Origin of the sequence: Actinoallomurus iriomotensis (assembly GCF_030269445.1) — a bacterium.
Lineage (GTDB): Bacteria > Actinomycetota > Actinomycetes > Streptosporangiales > Streptosporangiaceae > Actinoallomurus > Actinoallomurus iriomotensis.
Genome location: NZ_BSTJ01000013.1, coordinates 59,725 through 78,699 on the forward strand (window position 1 = coordinate 59,725; position 18,975 = coordinate 78,699).

Below are 18,975 nucleotides of genomic sequence, written 5' to 3' on the forward strand. Positions count from 1 at the left end.
CATGAGGCTTACCACCGGACAGGCGATCGTCCGTTTCCTGGCGAACCAGTGGAGCGAGCGCGACGGCGTACGGCAGCGGTTCTTCGCCGGCTGCTTCGGCATCTTCGGGCACGGCAACGTCGCGGGGATCGGCGAGGCGCTGCTGGAGTACGGCCAGGACCTGCCGTACTACCAGGCGCGCAACGAGCAGGCGATGGTGCACACGGCGGTCGGTTTCGCGCGGGCGCACGACCGGCTGCGCGCGTTCGCGTGCACCAGCTCGATCGGGCCCGGCGCGACCAACATGGTGACCGGCGCGGCGCTGGCGACCGTCAACCGGATCCCGGTGCTGCTGCTGCCCGGTGACGTGTTCGCGACCCGCGTCGCCAACCCCGTGCTCCAGGAGCTGGAGGATCCGCGTTCGTACGACGTGTCGGTCAACGACGCGTTCAAGCCGGTGTCGCGGTTCTGGGACCGGATCAACCGGCCCGAGCAGCTTCCCTCGGCGCTGCTGGCCGCGATGCGCGTGCTGACCGACCCGGCCGAGACGGGCGCGGTGACCCTGGCGTTGCCGCAGGACGTGCAGGCCGAGGCGTACGACTGGCCCGAGGAACTGTTCGCCGAGCGGGTCTGGCACGTGGCGCGGCCCGTGCCCGAGCCCGCCGCGCTCGCGCGGGCGGCCGAGCTGATCCGCGGCGCCGAGCGGCCGCTGATCGTGGCCGGCGGCGGCGTGATCTACTCGCGTGCCACGGATGAGCTGCGCGCCTTCGCCGAGGCGACCGGCGTCCCGGTGGGGGAGACCCAGGCCGGCAAGGGTTCGCTGCCGTGGGACCACCCGCAGGCGGCCGGCGCGATCGGCGCCACCGGCACGACCGCCGCGAACGCCCTGGCGCGCGAGGCCGACGTGGTGATCGGCGTCGGCACCCGCTACAGCGACTTCACGACGGCCTCGCGCAGCCTCTTCGGCCGGGCCCGGTTCGTCAACCTCAACGTGGCCGCGTTCGACGCGGCCAAGCACGCCGGCGTCTCGCTGGTCGCCGACGCGGCGGCCGGCCTGGCCGGGCTGCGCGGCGCGCTGGAGGGCTGGTCGGTGCCCGAGGCGTACCGGGAGGAGACCCGCGAGCGCGTCGGCCGCTGGAACGCCGTCGTGGACGAGGCGTTCCACCCGTCGGAGGAGGGCCTGCCCGCCCAGGCCGAGGTGCTCGGCCTCGTGGGCGAGGCGGCGCGGGAGTGTGACGTCGTGGTGTGCGCGGCCGGTTCGATGCCCGGTGACCTGCACCGACTGTGGCGGCCCCGCGATCCGAAGGGGTACCACGTCGAGTACGGCTACTCCTGCATGGGATATGAGATCGCCGGTGGCCTGGGCGTGAAGATGGCCCTCGACGAGGGCGGCGACACCGGCCGCGAGGTGTTCGTCATGGTCGGCGACGGGTCGTACCTCATGATGTCCAGCGAGCTGGTCACCGCCGTGCAGGAGGGCGTCAAGCTCATCGTCGTCCTGGTGCAGAACCACGGCTTCGCCTCGATCGGCAACCTGTCGGAGTCGGTCGGCGCGCAGCGGTTCGGCACCCGGTACCGCTACCGCACCGGCTCGGGCCTGGACGGCGAGGTGCTCCCCGTCGACCTCGCCGCCAACGCCGCGAGCCTCGGCGCGCGGGTGTTCACCGCGCGTACCGCCCCCGAACTGCGCGACGCCCTCGCGCGGGCCCGCGCCGCGTCCGGGACGACGGTCGTACACGTGGAGACCGACCCGCTGCGTCCGGCCCCGGACGGCGAGGCGTGGTGGGACGTCCCGGTCGCCGAGGTCTCCGGCCTGGACACCGTACGCGAGGCCCGCGCCCGCTACGAGAAGGACAAGCAGGCACAGCGTCCTTATCTCTAGTCTCGGGACATGACCGTGGAGAAGCGCGGTCGACGCCGGGACCTGGCGGGCCCGGCGTCGACCATCGCACTGTGCCTGACCGTGGCGGCCGGGTTCGTCGTCACGACCAACGCGCTCGTGCACTCCGGCGCCGCCGGCTGTCCTCCGACTCCGCCGCGGGAAGGGCGGTTAGGACAGCAGGGCCGATACCGCGCGACCGACGCGAAGCTGCTCATTTCCGGGACCCCGCGAAGCCTCGTCGTCTGCCGCTACGAGGGCTCGGAGATCACCGGATGGAACCTGGGACTGCGGTCGGGCGTCTCGGTGGAGCGACGCGACGTCGCTCGCGTCGTGGAGAGGGTGAGCGGAGCGTCATTGGAACCCGGCGATCACAGCTGCCCCTCTTGGGCGTCGACGCGACTGACCACCCTGACCGCCGGATACGCCGACGCTCCCGACCTCGTGGTCTCGATCAGCGATGGTTGCGGCACCCTCGGCAACGGAACCCTGCGCGGCTACTTCGCCTCGGGCGCCGCGAGGTCGGCGCTCTTCTCGGCGCTGCCCCGGAGCTGAGATGCCCCCTTGATCCCTCGTAACCGAACAGAGACGGTCCGCGCCGGTTCGACACCCGGCGGAGCCGGTACCCTCACGCCACCAGCGGCCGGACCGCAGCCAGTGGCTCCGGCCGTATGAGGCGCGTGCCCCCGAGAGGAGACCCAGAGACATGAAGCGGAAGGTGATCGCCGCGGCCCTGGCCGGCCTTCTGGCGCTGAGCGCGTGCAGTAGTTCGGGCGGGAAGAAGGCCGACGAGCAGGCGACCAAGGCCCTGAACGGCAGCGGCGGTCCCCGGCTCAAGATCGCCATGGTCACGCACTCGGCTCAGGGCGACGCGTTCTGGGACATCGTGCAGAAGGGGGCGCAGTCGGCGTCCGCCAAGGACAACGTGCAGTTCCTCTACGCCGCGGACCCGGACGGCGGCAAGCAGGCGCAGCTCGTGCAGTCCTACATCGACCAGCACGTCGACGGCCTCATCGTCACCCTGGCCAAGCCGGACGCGCTGAAGGACGTCGTCGCCAAGGCCGTCGCGGCCAAGATCCCGGTCGTGACGATCAACTCCGGCGCGGAGGAGTCCGCCAAGTTCGGTGCGCTCGCCCACTTCGGGCAGGACGAGAACATCGCCGGTCAGGCGGCCGGTGAGCAGCTCAACAAGGCCGGGATCAAGAAGGCGGTCTGCCTGATCCACGAGCAGGGCAACGTCGGTCTCGAGGCGCGCTGCGCGGGCGCGAAGAAGACCTTCTCCGGCCAGATGCAGAACCTGTTCGTGCAGGGCGCGAACATGCCGCAGGTCAAGTCCGCGGTCACCGCCAAGCTCCAGGCCGACAAGGGCATCGACGGCATCCTGGCCCTCAACGCCCAGATCGCGCTGACCGCCGTCGACGCGGCCAAGGGCAGCGGGAGCAAGGCCAAGGTCGCCACGTTCGACATGAACAAGGACCTGGTGACGGCGATCAAGGACGGCCGCATCCAGTTCGCCGTCGACCAGCAGCCGTACCTGCAGGGCTACGAGGCCGTCGACGAGCTGTGGCTGTACAAGCGCAACGGCGACATCCTCGGCGGCGGCCAGCCCGTGCTGACCGGGCCGGCGATCGTCGACAAGTCCAACGCGGACGCCGTGGCACCGTACGCGGACCGGGGCACCCGATAAGGACGGCGCATCCATGACCGAGCGAAGCGAGGGAATCGAAGGCGCGCCCCCGTGGTCACTCTCTCCGACGGAAGAGGACTCATGACCATCGCACCGCCGGCCGCGGACGAACGCGTCGCGGCCCGCTCGTCGTTCCGCAAGTTGCTGGGACGGCCGGAGATCGGCGCCCTCATCGGCGCCATCGTCCTGTTCGTCTTCTTCTCTCTGGTCGCCGACGCCTTCCTGCGCGCCTCGTCGTTCTCGACCGTGCTGTACTCCAGCGCGTCGATGGGCATCATGGCCGTTTCGGTGTCGCTGCTGATGATCGGCGGGGAGTTCGACCTGTCCGCGGGGGTGATGGTCACCTCCTCGGCGCTGATCGCGTCGATGTTCAGCTACGAGCTCACGCTGAACGTCTGGGTGGGCGTGGTGGTCTCCCTCGTGGTGACCCTCGCGCTGGGCTTCCTCAACGGCCTGCTGTACGTCAGGACGGGGCTGCCGAGCTTCATCGTGACGCTCGGCACCTTCTTCATGCTGGCCGGCCTCAACCTGGGGTTCACCAAGCTGATCACGCACAACGTGGCGACGCCGTCGATCGAGGACATGGACGGGTTCTCCCAGGCCCGCGCCGTGTTCGCCCGCGACTTCACGATCGGCGGCGTCCAGGTGAACATCAGCGTGCTGTGGTGGATCGTGTTCGTGGCGATCGCGACGTGGCTGCTGCTGCGCACCCGCTCGGGCAACTGGATCTTCGCGGTCGGCGGGTCGGCCGCCAGCGCCCGCGCGGTCGGCGTGCCGGTCACCCGTACGAAGATCGCCCTGTTCATGGGCGTGTCCTTCACGGCGTGGTTCTACGGGATGCACATCCTGTTCAACTTCAAGTCCGTGCAGTCCGGTGAGGGCGTCGGCAACGAGTTCTTCTACATCATCTGCGCGGTCGTCGGCGGCTGCCTGCTGACCGGCGGGTACGGTTCGGCGATCGGCGCGGCGATCGGGGCCTTCATCTGGGGCATGACGAGCAACGGCATCGTGTACGCCGAGTGGAACCCGGACTGGTTCAAGTTCTTCCTCGGCGCGATGCTGCTCGCCGCCACCGTGGTCAACCTGGTCGTACGGCGCCGGGCGGAGGCAGGAAAATGAGCACGACCGAGGAAGCGCCGCTGGTGCGGCTGGAGGGCGTCGGCAAGCGGTACGGGAACATCATCGCGCTGCGCGACATCGACCTGGAGGTCGGCGCGAGCGAGATCACCTGCGTGCTCGGCGACAACGGCGCGGGCAAGTCCACCCTCATCAAGATCGTCGCCGGTCTGCACCGGCACGACGAGGGCGTGTTCCGGGTCGAGGGTGAGAAGGTGTCGTTCGGCTCGCCCCGCGAGGCGCTCGAACGCGGCATCGCGACGGTCTACCAGGACCTGGCCGTCGTGCCGCTCATGCCGGTGTGGCGCAACTTCTTCCTCGGCTCGGAGAAGCGCACCGGCGCCGGCCCGTTCAAGCGGCTCGACATCCCGTTCATGCGGTCGACGGCCAAGAGGGAACTCCTCGACATGGGGATCGACCTGCGCGACGTCGACCAGCCGATCGGCACGCTGTCGGGCGGCGAACGCCAGTGCGTCGCGATCGCCCGCGCGGTGTACTTCGGCGCGAAGGTGCTGATCCTGGACGAACCGACCGCCGCGCTCGGCGTCAAGCAGGCGGGCGTCGTGCTCCGCTACATCGCCCAGGCCCGCGAACGCGGTCTCGGCGTCATCTTCATCTCCCACAACCCGCACCACGCGTACCCGGTGGGGGACCGGTTCCTGCTGCTCAAGCGGGGCCGCACCCTCGGGTACCACACCAAGGAGGACATCTCCCTCGCAGAGCTGACCGCCGAGATGGCGGGCGGCGCGGAACTGGAGGAGCTGGCGCACGAGCTGGAGAGCGCGGGCGTCCAGGGCGCCCCGGAACTCCGCGAGGACGCCCGCGACCTCGGCGTCTCCGACTGACCCTTCACCCCGATCCGCCCTGCCCGGCACGAGCCGGGCAGGGCGGATCGCTGTTCGCCTGCACCGGTAGGGCCGCGTTCGTGGGTGTCTCGGGCTCCGGTCGCCGCTCGGGTCGGAGGAAGATCTTGACGTGGTGTTCGTTTATGCGCAGTATTCCGCAGTAGTGCGCAAGAATGAGCAGTCCGGCGGGGAGCACGCTGGACCGCTCGCCGATCCGGCTCCATTCGGCTCCCCGAGCACGCGAGGTGATCGCGCTGAGATCCCGCCGACTGTTCCACCCGCTAATCGCCCTCGCGCTCGTCGCGACGTCCCTGACCGCGGGTTCGGCGTCCGCCGCGCCCGCCGTGAAGTACCGCGACGGCGCGAGCGACATCACGCTGACCACGCCCGCCTACCAGGTGGTCGTGGCGAAGCAAAAGTTCCAGATCACGACCCGCCGCGCCGGCCGTACGGTGCTGGCCACCACGAACACCGACGCGATCGGCTTCTCCGGCCCGGGCGGCCGGGTCACCGCCACCGGCGTGCGGAAGGCGAGCTGGTCCCGCGGCGTGCTGACCCTCCAGGTGGGCACGACCGACGCCGCGGCGACGCTGGCGGTGAAGATCACCCCGTCCGCCGACCGGTACCGCCTGGAGAGCGTCGTCCAGGGCGCGACGCCGGAGTCCACCGGCATGCACTTCGCCATGGGCTCCGCCGGGCACTGGTACGGGCACGGTGAGGCGAGCACGGACGCCGGCGGCCCGTACACCGACCAGCCCTGGCCGCTCGACTCGGGCAAGGTCGCCGACGACGCGTTCGGACCCGCGTCGTACCAGATGGTGGACCCGTTCTGGTTCACCCAGTCGGCGGCCGGCATCTGGTTCGACACGCAGGACCTGATGAAGGTCTCCCTCGGCAAGGACACGCCGGGCGTCGCCGGCATGGAGGTGACCGGGACGCCGAACCTCGCCGCCACCTTCTTCGTGGAGAAGACCCCCAAGGCGGTCTACGACGACTACATCGGCATCACCGGCAAACCGGCCAAGAGTGACGCCGAGGCGTACCAGTACGAGACGCCGCTGTGGAACTCCTGGGCGCAGTTCTACACGAACGTGGACCAGGCGAGCTTCCTGGACTACGTCCACCGCCTGCACGACGCGGGCGTGCCCGGCCACACGATGTCGCTCGACGATGGCTGGATGAGCCACTACGGCGACTTCACCTTCAACGGCAAGTTCCCCGACCCGAAGGCCATGTCGGACGAGGTGCACTCGCTGGGCTACAAGTTCGGCCTCTGGGTGACGCTGTGGATCAACCTCGACGCCGACAACTACAAGGTCGCCGCGGACAAGGGATACCTGCTGAAGTCCAAGGACGACCCGTCCCAGCCGTGCACGGTCACCTGGTGGAACGGCAAGGCGGGCATCGTCGACCTCGGCAACCCCGACGCCCGCGCCTGGTATGAGGGACAGCTGAAGGCGCTCCAGCAGAAGTACGGCGTGGACGGCTTCAAGTTCGACACCCGCTTCTACGACGAGACGTGCGCCCCCGCGTCCGGCTACACCGCGAACGACTACGTCAAGCTGGGCGCCCAGCTCACCGACGAGTTCGACCAGCAGGGCGTCGGCGTGCGGATCCACTGGACCGGGTCGCAGAAGTACGGCTTCGTGACCCGCGAGATCGACAAGGGCACCGACTGGAAGTCGCTTCAGGCGGCGATCCACCAGAGCCTGGCGATCTCCACCATCGGCTACCCGTTCGTGGAGACCGACATGGTCGGCGGCTCGGAGGGTCAGCCTCCGCCGTCGAAGGAGGTCCTGATCCGCTGGGCGCAGGCGGCCGCCGCGATGCCCCTCGTCTACTCGTCCACGTCGCCGGTCCGCGTCTACGACTACGTGAACAAGAAGTGGGTCGACTACGACGCCGACACGGCGAAGCTGTACGCGAAGGCCCTCGACGTGCACAAGCGCCTCACGCCCTACATCGAGCGGCAGGTGCGGCGGACGCTGAACACGGGTGACCCGATCATGCAGCCGCTGTTCTTCGCCTTCCCGTCGGACCAGGCGTCGTACACCGTGGGCGACGAGTGGCTCCTGGGCGACTCGCTGCTGGCCGCGCCGCTCCTGTCGGCGGGCACGAGCCGCGACGTCCATCTCCCGCCGGGCGCCTGGTACGACGTGGCGCGCGGCAAGGTCGTCCACGGCGACCTGAAGGCCTACCCGACGGACCTGGGCACCCTGCCGCTGTTCGTCCGGATGGGCACCGCCGACACCAAGTCCCTGATCGGCGCCCTGCGCCACTGAGAGACGAGCCCGGACGGCACCGCGTGCCGTCCGGGCTCACCCGACGACGCTGAGCGGCGCGCTGGTCAGGCGGAATCGCGGACGACCAGCCGGCACGGGACCCGGTGCAGGCCCGGTGACGGCTTGTCATCGATCGCTTCGAGGAGACGCAGGGCGGCGATGCGTCCGATCTCGGTCAGGCCGACCTCGACGGTGGTCAAGGGGGGCCGGGCCGCAAGGGTCATCGCGTCCCAGTTGTCGTAGCCGATGACGGCGACCTGGTCGGGCACCTGGACGTCCCGCTCGCGCAGGGTGTCCGCCACACCGCGGGCGATCTGGTCGTTGCCGCAGAAGAAGGCGTCGGTGTCGGGCGCCGCTCGCAGGACCGTCTCCGCCGCCCGCCGGCCCCACGCTTCGCTCCAGTCGCCGAAATGAGCCCGGCCAGTGGCGAACCCCAGTGAGGCATCGTTCAGCAGGCGTTCGGTGAAGCGGGCGCGGTCGGCGGCCGCCGCGTGGTGGGCCGGGCCGGTGACGTGGGCGATCCGGGTACGGCCGCCGCCCAGGAGGTGTTCGATGGCCAGCCCGCAGCCCTGCTCATCGTCGGAGACGATCGAGATGTCCGAGGGATCGGTGGAGGGGGAGAGGGCGTAGGCGACGGGGATGCCGTCGTGGAGGCCGGACAGCGGCGGGCGCGGGTCGGTGCGGCGACCGGTGACGATGATGCCGTCGACCCGCCGGTCCATGAGATTCTGCAGGTGGTGGCGTTCGCGGATGAGGTCGCCGCGCGTGTCGCAGAGCAAGACGGAGATCCGGCCCGCGCCCAGAGCGTCCTCGGCGCCGAGCAGCACCGGGATGCTGAAGCGGCCGATACCGTCGGTGGTGATCAGACCCACGGTCCAGCTACGGCCGGTGTGCAGACTCTGGGCCTGCTGGTTGGGACGAAAGTCGAGCGACTGGGCGGCGTCCTTGACTCGTCGGCGGGTCTCGGGCCGCATGCGCCCATTGCCGCTGAGGGCCCGGGAAGCCGTGCCGACGCTCACCCCTGCCAGTTCGGCCACGTCGCTCAACGTGACCCTGGGCCTGGAGGTGCTGTGACTCCGTCCCGCCATGCGCAATCCTTTGCTCACTAATTTCTACTGGCTCTATGGTGCCATCGCCGCTGCGTGCTGGCCAAATCGCGCAAGCAGCTTGAAAAACCATGAGCAACGCTCTTGACGGCTTAGCGCGGTAACCGTACCTTCCAGCGTGAAAAAAGGTTTGCGCAAGTTTGTGGCGGTGCCTGGCTGGGCAAGCCGCTGCCGAACCGGGGAGATCCATGTCCCGTACGTCCTCGTCCGCCGCCGGAACCGGCCCCATCCGGCTCGGTCCGCAGACCCGAGCCGCTCTGCGCCCGACCGAGGCACCGGCGGTGACCGGCGGCTTCTGGTATGACCGGCGCCTGACGAACGCCCAGGCCGGCATCCCGCAGGGGTCGCGGCTGCTGGAGTCCGCGGGCAACCTGCACAACCTGCGCCTGGTCGCGGGGAAGGCCCAGGGCGCCTTCCGTGGCGATTACCCCTTCCAGGACACCGACGTCTACAAGTGGCTGGAGGCGGCGTCCTGGCAACTCGCTCAGGACACCGTGGCCGGCCGGGACACCACCGCCCTGACCGAAGAGGTCGACCGCGTCATCACTCTGGTCGCCGAGGCACAGCAGGAAGACGGTTACCTCAATACCTGGTTCCAGTCCGGTCGAGGCGCCGGCCGGTACAGCGATCTGCGGTGGGGGCACGAGCTGTACAACGCCGGCCACCTCATCCAGGCCGCCATCGCCCACCACCGCGCCACAGGGCGTACGGAGCTCCTCGACGTGGCCTGTGGGTTCGCCGACCACATCGGCATCGTCTTCGGGCCGCCGGGCAGCGGCCGGCCGATCGACGGGTTCGACGCTCACCCGGAGGTCGAGACCGCGCTCGCCGAGCTGTACCGCGAGACCGGCGACCAGCGCCACCTCGACCTCGCCGGCTACTTCGTCGACCGGCATGGCCACGGCCTGCACGGTCACGAGGCGTACTGCCAGGACCGGGTGCCGCTGCGCGAGGCCGACACCGTCGAGGGCCACGCCGTGCGCCAGCTGTACCTCCTGGCCGCCGTCGCCGACCTGGCGATCGAGACCGGCGACGAGTCCCTCGCCGCGGCGAGCGCCCGGTTGTGGCACGCCATGGCCGCCACGAAGACCCACCTGACCGGCGGTGTCGGCGCGCACCACGACAAGGAGGACTTCGGCGACCCGTACGAGTTGCCGACCGAGCGCGCGTACTGCGAGACCTGCGCCGCCATCGCGTCCGTCCAGTTCGGCTGGCGGATGGCCCTGCTGACCGGGCAGGCCCGCTACAGCGACCTGGTCGAGCGCACCCTGTTCAACGGCTTCCTCGCCGGGATGTCACTGGACGGCGAGAGCTGGCTCTACGTCAACCCGCTCCAGGTGCGCGACGGCTACGTCGACGGGGGCGGCGACCAGTCGTCTCGCCGGACCCGCTGGTTCCGTTGCGCCTGTTGTCCGCCGAACGTGATGCGCCTGCTCGCCAGCATGGAGCATTACCTCACCTCCACCGACGGCCGTGGCCTGCAGATCCACCAGTACGCCTCCGGCGTCTTCCACGGCGAGGCCGGCGGTGCGCCGGTGGAGGTGAGCGTTGACACCGAGTACCCGTGGCGAGGTCGTATCGCCGTCACCGTCGAGCGGACCCCCGGCACGTCCTGGACGCTCTCGTTGCGAATCCCGCAATGGTGCACCGAGTACACCGTCGGCGGCGTCGCCGCCGACGCTCACGTCGACGTCGAGGACGGCTGGCTCCGGATCCACCGATCGTGGAGCGCCGGCGAGGAGCTGCTCCTGGACCTTGAGTTGGCCCCGCGCCTGGTGTCCGCCGACCCACGGGTGGACGCGGTACGCGGCTGCGTCGCGATCGAGCGCGGCCCGCTCGTCTACTGCCTCGAACAGGCCGACCACCCCGGCGGGGGCCTCGACGACGTCGTGATCGAGGCCGGCGGCCCGCTGACCGCCAAGGAACGCCCCGACCTGCTCGGCGGAGTCGTCACCGTCGTCGGCACGGGGTACCGGCGGTCGCTTCCCGAGCCGGGCTGGTGGCCGTACGTCCCCGCCGGCTCGCCCCAGGCTCCGGGCACCCCCCTGGAACTGGTCGCCGTGCCGTACTTCGCGTGGGCCAACCGCACCGTCGGCAGCATGCGCGTCTGGCTGCCCACCTCCTGACCGGCTTCTCCCTCCACTCGCAGACGAGGTCACCATGAGACACCTGTACCGCCCCTTCGTCGCCGCCGTGCTCGCCACCGGCGCACTGACGTCCGCCGCCGCGTGCTCCTCCTCCGACGGCGGCGGCTCCGGCGGCTCGGCGTCGGGCGCGTACACCTTCTGGGACCCGTATCCGCAGTTCGACGCCTCCTCCGACTGGGCCAAGCGGGTCGCGAACTGCGGGGCCTCGGCCGGCGTCACCGTCAAACGCACCGGAATGGACACGACCGACCTGGGCAACAAGGCTCTCCTCGCCGCCCAGCAGGGCAACGCTCCCGACGTCATGCTGGTCGACAACCCGGTCGTCTCCACGCTCGTCCAGGCGGGCATCCTCAACAAGGCGCGTGACCTGGGCCTGGACACCTCCACCATCCAGCCGAACATCATCGGTGCGGGAACGCTCGACGGCGCCGCCTACGGCGTCCCCATCGGTGCCAACACGCTGGCCCTCTACTACAACGGAAAGGTCCTCAAGGCCGCCGGCGTCGACCCTGCGGGCATCAAGGACTGGGCCACGCTGACCTCCGCCCTGCAGAAGGTCAAGGCCGCCGGGAAGAAGGGCATCACCTTCTCCGCCATCGGCACCGAAGAGGGCAGCTTCCAGTTCCTGCCCTGGTTCTGGGGTGCCGGCGGCGACCTGACCAAGATGAACGACCCCGGTGGCGTGGCGGCGCTGTCGCTATGGAAGGACTGGCTGGCCCAGGGACTCGCGCCCAAGGACGTCCTTCAGAACACCCAGACCACCAGCTGGCAGGAGTTCGCCACCGGCAAGTACGCCTTCGGAGAGAACGGCACCTGGCAACTCGCCAACGCGGCCAAGGCCGGCTTCCCGTACGGGGTCATCAACATTCCCGGCCAGCACGGTGGCTCGGCGCCGGTGCCCACAGGCGGCGAGTTCGTCACCGTGCCCGTGCAGAGGAAGACCGGCCGTTACGCCGTCAGTACGAAGATCGTGAACTGTCTGATCAGCCCGACGAGCCTGCTGGCGACCGACACCACTCTCTCCTACATCGCGCCGCTCGCGGCGGTGCAGAAGGAGCAGGTCCAACGGGACGCGACGCTCAAACCATGGGTGTCGGCGGTGGCCGCGGCCCGAGGGCGTACGAGCAACGGCCTCGGCACGAAGTATCCCGTGATCTCCCAGCAGCTCTGGACCGCCGTCCAGTCGGCCCTGTCCGGTGGCAAATCCCCGCAGGGCGCCCTCGACATGGCACAGCAGGCCGCCGCCTCCCACAGCTGACCCTTCCGGCGCGCAGCAAGGAGTCACGCATGACCCTCGCCCGAACCGACCACCCGCAGCGGTCACCGGCCGCGTTCCGGGCGGCCCCGCGCTCAGGGACAAGGCACCGCCGCGCACGCCACCGGAAGAGCCGCCTGACCGCCTGGGCGTTCGCCCTGCCTCTGGTGATCTATCTGGCCGCGTTCTACGTCTATCCGCTCTACCGGAACCTGGACCTCAGCCTGCGCCGCTACACGGTGCGGTCCTTCGTCGAAGGCGACGCGCCGTTCGCCGGCTGGGCCAACTTCGACCAGGTCCTGCACGACCCGACGTTCGGGCCGGCGATCCGTAACACCCTGGTGTTCACCCTGGTCTCGATCGCGGTCCAGTACGGAGCAGGGCTCGCCCTGGCCGTCTTCTTCAACCGGCGTTTCCACCTCTCCGGTCTCCTACGAGCCCTGTTCCTGGTTCCCTGGCTACTGCCGCTGATCGTTTCCTCGTCCACGTGGGCGTGGATGCTCAACAGCGAGAGCGGTGTCGTCAACCACGCCCTCCACCTCGTCGGCGTCTCGCCGGTCGACTGGCTCGGCTCACCTCACTGGGCCCTCACCTCGGTGATCATCGCGAACATCTGGATCGGCATTCCGTTCAACCTGGTCATCCTCTACAGCGGGCTGCAGAACATCCCCGCCGACCTGTACGAGGCGGCCGCGCTGGACGGGGCGGGAGCGTGGCAGCAGTTCCGCCGGCTCACGTTCCCGCTGCTGCGGCCGGTCACCATGGTCGTGCTGCTGCTCGGTTTCGTGTACACGCTCAAGGTCTTCGACCTCATCTGGATCATGACAAAGGGCGGTCCGGGGGATTCCTCCTCGACGCTGGCCACCTGGTCGTACCGGCTCGGGTTCGGATCCCTGCTGCCGCAGTTCGGCCCCGGCGCCGCCGTCGGCAACGTCCTCATCGTCATCGCTCTGGCCTTCGGGCTGCTCTACACCCACGTGCAGAGGAGGCAGGAGGCATGACCGGACGACGACGCGGGATTCGGGTCACCGCGATCGGCATCGTGCTCACCGCCCTGATGCTGTTCCCGGTCTACTGGATGATCAACGTCTCGCTCACCCCGCAGCAGGACATGCGTAAGAATCCACCGGACCTTCTCCCGCTGCACCCGACCTTCGAGGGCTACCAGGCGGTGCTGCACGACCAGTTGCCGTACCTGCTGACCAGCCTGCTCATCGGTCTCGGCACCGTGGCGCTCACGCTGGTCCTGGCCGCTCCGGCCGGGTACGCGCTGGCCAAGCTGCGCCCGCGCGGGGGCGGCGCGCTCGGCCTCGCCCTGCTGATCGCCCAGATGATCCCGGGGATCGTCATGGCCATGGGGTTCTATGGGATCTTCCTGAACCTCGGGCTGATGAACACCTGGTGGGGACTGATCGTCGCCGACTCCACGATCGCCGTGCCGTTCGGCGTCCTGATCTTCCGCGCGTTCATGTCCGGCATCCCCGACGAACTCCTCGCCGCCGCGCGCATCGACGGCGCCGGGGCGTTCCGTGCGTTCTGGTCCATCGTCCTCCCGGTCAGCCGGAACGCGCTGGTCACCGTCTCCCTGTTCAGTTTCCTCTGGGCGTGGTCGGACTTCGTGTTCGCCAACACCCTCGACGCGGGCGGCGACCTGCGTCCCATCACGCTCGGCATCTACCGCTACATCGGAAACAACAACCAGGAATGGAACGCGATCATGGCCACCGCCGTGGTCGCGTCCGTGCCCGCCGCGCTCCTCCTCGTCCTCGCCCAGCGCTACGTTGCCGCCGGCGTCACCGCCGGAGCCGTCAAGGACTGATCCTCCGCCACCGTCGTCCCCCTATCCCGGAGAGTCCCCATGAAGAAGAGGACCCGTCTCGCCCTGCTCACCGCCGCGCTCACCCTGACCCCGGCCCTGGCCACCGCGCCGCCCGCACACGCGGCCACCACGCTCGTGGTCAACGCCGGCTCCGCCCTGCGGCCCGTCACCCACGTCGCCACCGGCTCGCTGTACGGTCTGGCCAACGCCGCGACCCCCGCCGACAACCTGGTCCAGCAGATCAAGCCCAACACGTTCGTGCAGATGGCGGCGGGCGGTCACCAGCAGGGGTCCGGCGACATCCTCGTCGTGGCGCCGAAGGCGGCCCGCGCCGGCGCGAAGGTCGTGGACCGCCTGTCGGACTACTACGCGGGCTGGCCTTACCAGTTCAGCTGGTCCAACTGGCTCAGCGTCGTCGACCAGCAGATCGCCCAGGTCCAGGCGTCCGGGATCACGAACCTCGCGTCGTGGGAGCTGTGGAACGAGGCGGACAACACCTGGAAGTCCTCCAACGGCACCTTCGAGGACTTCTGGACCAGGACGTACCGGGAGGTACGGGCCAAGGACTCTCGCACGCCGATCCAGGGGCCGAGCTTCTCCGACAACATCGGTGACATGCAGAACTTCCTGCAGAACGCGGTCAACACCAACACGGTTCCGGACATCATCTCCTGGCATGAGCTGGAGAGCTCCTCCAAGATCGCTGGGGACGTCTCCAAGGTCACCACCATCGAGCGGAATCTGGGCATCACCCCGCGCCCGATCGCGATCGAGGAGTACGCCGCGCCATCCCAGGTCGGCATCCCCGGCGCGCTGATCGGCTACATCGCCAACTTCGAACGCCTTGGCGTACACGACGCCGAACTGGCCTTCTGGAACCAGTCCGGCGCGCTCGGCGACCTGCTGACCGGCCAGGGCGGCTCGCCGAACGGCGCGTACTGGCTCTACAAGTGGTACGCCGACATGAGCGGCACCATGCTCACCACCACTCCGCCCGCCTCGACCGGCCTGGACGGAGCCGCCGCCATCAGCAGCGCGGGCGACCAGGTCAGTGTCATCTTCGGCGGCGGCTCGGGCTCCACGGCGGTCACCGTGAACGGCCTGGGCTCGGCGTTCGGCGGCACGGTCCACGCGAAGCTGGAATACACCCCGTCGAACGGTCGCACCACGGCGGTCTCCGGGCCGACCACCATCTCGGAAGGCGATTACGCCGTCTCCGGCGGATCGGTCACCGTACCGGTGACGATGAATTCCACCTATGGCTACCACCTGGTCCTGACTCCCGGCAGTGGTTCCTCGTCGCCGTCCGGCCCGTACCGGATCACGAACGTCAACAGCGGTCTGGCGCTCGACACCCAGAACTCCGGAACCGCCCAGGGCACCCTGGTGGACCAGGCCACGGTCAACGCCTCCAGCAGGACCCAGACGTGGGTCCTGACACCGGCAGGCTCCGGCCTCTACAAGATCGCCAACCAGGCCAGTGGGCTGGTCCTGGGCATCACCAACATGAGCACCTCAGACGGCGGTACCGCCCTGATCTGGGGCGACAGCGGCACCGCCGACCACCTGTGGCAGCTGGTCGCGGACGGTAGTGGCCACTACAAGATCGTCAATCACAACAGCGGCCTGTTGCTGGGCGTCACCAACATGAGCACCGCCTCGGGTGCCCAGGTGCTCCAGTGGGAGGACAACGGCACCGCCGACCACCTGTGGACTCTCACGGCGCGTTAGCGCCAGGCCTCCCGGCGGCTCTGGCCGGTAGGGGCTCAGGCAGCCAGAGCCCGAGGGCCGGCGGCTTGTCGCGGTGGCTTGCGCGTTCACTGCTCGTGTGACGCCCTGCCATTCGGCTCTATGCCAATATGCCGTCTCATGCGACTCGGAGGCGGAAGCGGAACTGCGGCCGGTGATCGCGGCCCTGCCTCCGGAGAACCGCGTCGCCCTGCTGGCTCGTACGGGACTCGCCGGCCGCCAACGGCTCAATGAAGCCGAATGACGGTCCGGCTGCCGGGGCCACAGCGTCACAGGTGTGCCGTACGCTACCTCCTGACCGCCCGGCCGCTGGCCCGCTGATCCAAGCGTCATGCCAGTTCAGCGGGCCTTGGTGCCTCGCACCGCTACCGGAGGAGTCGATGCTGGGATGATCGCAGGGCGACCGCTGCCCACACAGGACGACGTGCTCGGGTACTTCGACACGCTGTCGAACTGGGGACGGTGGGGCGACGACGACGAGCTCGGCACTCTGAACCACATCACCGACGACGTCCGGCTGGCGGCGGCGCGGGCCGTGCGCCACGGCCGGAGCGTGTCGTGCGCATGGGAGGTCGCCGTACCGGAGGACATGGAGCGGTCGACGACGACGTGCCCGCGCGCCGCCGACATGCCGGGTGCCGAGCACATGCCGGAGCCCTTCCACAACGACCGGCGCTGGGGCTTTTCGAACGAGCGGCTCGGCATCCTGTTCCACGGCAACACCATCACCCACCTCGACTCGCCGTGCCACATCTTCTGGAACGGCACGATGTACAACGGGCGGTCGCACTCGTTGGTCGACGCCGCGACGGGATCGGCGTGGGCGGCCGTCACGGCGGCGGCGAACGGGATCGTCACGCGTGGTGTCCTGCTGGACATCGCGGGGGTCCGCGATGTGCCGTGGCTGGAACCGGGGCAGGGAGTGTTCCCCGACGATCTCGAGGAGGCCGAGCGTCGCCAGGGCGTACGGGTGCGACCCGGCGATGCGGTACTCCTGCGGACCGGCTACGGCCGCGTTCGGCACGAGGCCGGTGAGACCGGCGGTTTCACGCAGGCCGGCTGGCACGCTTCCTGCCTGCCGTGGCTGCACGAACGGGGGGTCGCGCTGATCGGCGCCGACACCCCCCAGGACGTTCAGCCGTCGGGGTACGAAGACGTGTTGATGCCGGTTCACGCCGTGAGCCTCGTCGCGATGGGTCTGTGGCTGCTCGACAACTGCGACCTGGAGGCGTGCGCGACGACGGCTGCCGAGCTCGGCCAGTGGGACTTCCAGCTCGCGGTCGCGCCGGTCCGCTTCGCCGGTACGTCCGGCAGCCCGGTCAACCCGATCGCCACCTTCTGACCGCGGGACTCCGAGCCCGGACGGCGCCGCACGCCGCGGCGCCGTCCGCCGCCGTTGAGGATCAGGCGGAGCGAGTGCTCAGCCCACCGCCCCGGTCACGAGCCGCCGGCCGGGACGGCGGTCAGGACGGCCATGTCCAGGGTGAGGGGCCGGATGTCGACCAGGTCGAAACCGGCCGCGCGCAGCAGCCGGCGGTACTCCTCGTCGGTGCGTTCGCGACCGCCGAGGTTGTTGACGGCCATGTGCACGTCCCAGGCGATGGCCAGGGACGGTGTGCCGTCCGTCGGGATGGGGCGTTCGACGATGACCAGCCGGGCGGCCTCCGGCATGGCCCGGCGGCAGTTCGCGAGGATCTTCAGGCAGTGTTCGTCGTCCCAGTCGTGGAGTATGCGGGAGAGCAGATAGACGTCGCCGCCTTCGGGTACCCGTTCGGTGAAGTCGCCGCCGATGACGTCGCACCGGTCGAGCAGGCCGTCCTTCTCCGGTTCCTCGCGGGCCGCGTCGGCCACCGCGGGCTGGTCGAAGAGCACTCCGCGAATGGCGGGTGCGGCCTTGAGGATGTGGCGGAGCAGATCACCGTGGCCACCGGCGACGTCGACGACCATGCCCGCGTCGGTGAAGTCGACCGCCCGGGGAACGCCGCTGAACCATGACGACCCGGCCGCCATGGCGCCGTGGAAGACGCGGGCCTGCTCGGGATGCTCGTTCAGGTAGTCGAACGGTGGCAGGCCCAGGGCGTGCTCGAAGGCGTTCTCGCCCGTACGGACGGAATGCGCGAGGGAGCCGAAGCTGCGGTAGAAGATCCCGCCGTACAGTCGCGCGACGTCGCGGAGTGCTCCGGTCCGTAACGTCATGCCGAGCCCGGTCAGGGCCCACTGCTCGCCGTCCCGGCGTACGACGTCGAGGGACGCGAGGTAGCGCAGGACCCGGTGCAACAGGTCGGGGTCGGCGTTCGTCAGCATGGCGAGTTCGGCGCTGGTGGCCGGCTGGGAGTACAGGTGGTCGCCGATGCCGAGCTCGGCGGCCGTGCACAGGGCCTGGGTGGTCCACGCGCCGGTCAGCATCTCGAACATCCGCCGCGTCGCCTCCTCGCCGGCGGGCGGCTCCGGAAGGAGCCGGGCCGGGCCGGACGCTTCGGTCGACCGCAGGTGGGTGGCCAGCAGCTCGTCATGACCGTCGACGAGCAGCTCCAGCCTGCGCGGCCATCCCTTCACCGTGCCCCCGGTACGGAAGTACAGCACGGTGCGGCCCGCAGGGCCTTCGTGTGGGTTGAAGCCGCCGCCGTCGGGCGTCATTCCCGCCGGGCCGGTGAGCAGCTCCCACAGCCGTTCTGTGTTGTGCGGTTCGGATGTGACGACGGCGAGCGCGAAATGCGTCTGGTGGTCGGCTCGGCGTTCGTCATTCAGCAACCGTTCGAATCCTTCCCCGGACCCGGCCGGGAAAGACCATGACCGAGCCGTGCGCGAAGCGGCAATGTCGCGCGATGTTGCGACAACGTGCGCGGACGTGCCACGGGGCGTGATTTCGGAGAGAAGTTCGAAGGGCTGACACGGTACTGGTCATCACCGGCTCGGCGCGGAACGCGACCACCGCGCCCCGGAGCCGGTGAGAACGATCCACGCGGGCCAAACGGTAGGCGGGCGAGCTCAAAGAACAGCATGGTGACTGCCACGTCCGGCGCGGTCCTTGCCGGAGGTGTCGCCGCCGTCCCTGTCGGCGCCGCAGCGGATTCGGCGCATCGAGGTGGTCGTGCTCAGCAACGTGCAGGA

Annotated in this window: 14 protein-coding genes; 12 read left to right on the plus strand and 2 right to left on the minus strand. The window is 69.6% G+C overall.

The window, feature by feature from the left end; genetic code table 11:
• The first annotated feature begins 1 nt into the window (after position 1).
• The 6 genes from iolD (at position 2) to QSK37_RS41145 (ending at position 7,788) form a co-directional block, all read left to right on the plus strand.
• Complete coding sequence (gene iolD / locus QSK37_RS41120) at positions 2-1,861, plus strand: 3D-(3,5/4)-trihydroxycyclohexane-1,2-dione acylhydrolase (decyclizing) (RefSeq protein WP_285632319.1); 1,860 nt, start codon at positions 2-4, stop codon at positions 1,859-1,861.
• Between the two features lie 9 nt (positions 1,862-1,870).
• On the plus strand, positions 1,871-2,413 hold the full coding sequence (locus QSK37_RS41125) for a hypothetical protein (RefSeq protein WP_285632322.1): 543 nt from the start codon (positions 1,871-1,873) through the stop codon (positions 2,411-2,413).
• Between the two features lie 151 nt (positions 2,414-2,564).
• Positions 2,565-3,545, plus strand: a complete 981-nt coding sequence (locus QSK37_RS41130; protein ID WP_285576497.1) for a sugar ABC transporter substrate-binding protein — start codon at positions 2,565-2,567, stop codon at positions 3,543-3,545.
• 81 nt (positions 3,546-3,626) lie between these two features.
• Positions 3,627-4,664, plus strand: coding sequence for an ABC transporter permease (locus QSK37_RS41135; protein WP_285632324.1), 1,038 nt, complete (start codon positions 3,627-3,629; stop codon positions 4,662-4,664).
• Complete coding sequence (locus QSK37_RS41140) at positions 4,661-5,506, plus strand: ATP-binding cassette domain-containing protein (protein ID WP_285632326.1); 846 nt, start codon at positions 4,661-4,663, stop codon at positions 5,504-5,506. The genes QSK37_RS41135 and QSK37_RS41140 overlap by 4 nt, the downstream gene beginning before the upstream one ends.
• Before the next feature lie 173 nt (positions 5,507-5,679).
• Positions 5,680-7,788 (plus strand): glycoside hydrolase family 31 protein, encoded by a 2,109-nt coding sequence (locus tag QSK37_RS41145; RefSeq protein ID WP_285632327.1) that lies wholly within the window; start codon positions 5,680-5,682, stop codon positions 7,786-7,788.
• 65 nt (positions 7,789-7,853) lie between these two features.
• Here QSK37_RS41145 and QSK37_RS41150 read toward each other — a convergent pair whose 3' ends face one another.
• Positions 7,854-8,876, minus strand: a complete 1,023-nt coding sequence (locus tag QSK37_RS41150; protein WP_285632328.1) for a LacI family DNA-binding transcriptional regulator — start codon at positions 8,874-8,876, stop codon at positions 7,854-7,856.
• 206 nt (positions 8,877-9,082) lie between these two features.
• Here QSK37_RS41150 and QSK37_RS41155 point away from each other — a divergent pair, with 206 nt between their 5' ends.
• From QSK37_RS41155 to QSK37_RS41180, 6 genes are all read left to right on the plus strand, one after another.
• Complete coding sequence (locus QSK37_RS41155) at positions 9,083-11,020, plus strand: glycoside hydrolase family 127 protein (RefSeq protein ID WP_285632330.1); 1,938 nt, start codon at positions 9,083-9,085, stop codon at positions 11,018-11,020.
• Positions 11,021-11,054: 34 nt separating this feature from the next.
• A complete protein-coding gene (locus tag QSK37_RS41160; protein ID WP_285632331.1) occupies positions 11,055-12,299 on the plus strand; it encodes a sugar ABC transporter substrate-binding protein in 1,245 nt (414 codons plus the stop codon).
• Positions 12,300-12,328: 29 nt separating this feature from the next.
• Entirely contained in the window at positions 12,329-13,297 is a 969-nt protein-coding gene (locus tag QSK37_RS41165) for a carbohydrate ABC transporter permease (RefSeq protein WP_285632333.1), read from the plus strand.
• Entirely contained in the window at positions 13,294-14,115 is an 822-nt protein-coding gene (locus QSK37_RS41170) for a carbohydrate ABC transporter permease (RefSeq protein ID WP_285632336.1), read from the plus strand. The genes QSK37_RS41165 and QSK37_RS41170 overlap by 4 nt, the downstream gene beginning before the upstream one ends.
• A gap of 39 nt (positions 14,116-14,154) precedes the next feature.
• The gene (locus QSK37_RS41175) at positions 14,155-15,846 is read left to right on the plus strand and encodes an RICIN domain-containing protein (protein WP_285632338.1); all 1,692 of its coding nucleotides are present in this window, start codon (positions 14,155-14,157) and stop codon (positions 15,844-15,846) included.
• Positions 15,847-16,252: 406 nt separating this feature from the next.
• The gene (locus QSK37_RS41180; protein WP_285632341.1) at positions 16,253-17,206 is read left to right on the plus strand and encodes a cyclase family protein; all 954 of its coding nucleotides are present in this window, start codon (positions 16,253-16,255) and stop codon (positions 17,204-17,206) included.
• Positions 17,207-17,301: 95 nt separating this feature from the next.
• Here the strand turns inward: QSK37_RS41180 and QSK37_RS41185 are convergent, their stop codons facing one another.
• A complete protein-coding gene (locus QSK37_RS41185) occupies positions 17,302-18,615 on the minus strand; it encodes a methyltransferase (protein ID WP_285632344.1) in 1,314 nt (437 codons plus the stop codon).
• Between the last annotated feature and the right edge of the window lie 360 nt (positions 18,616-18,975).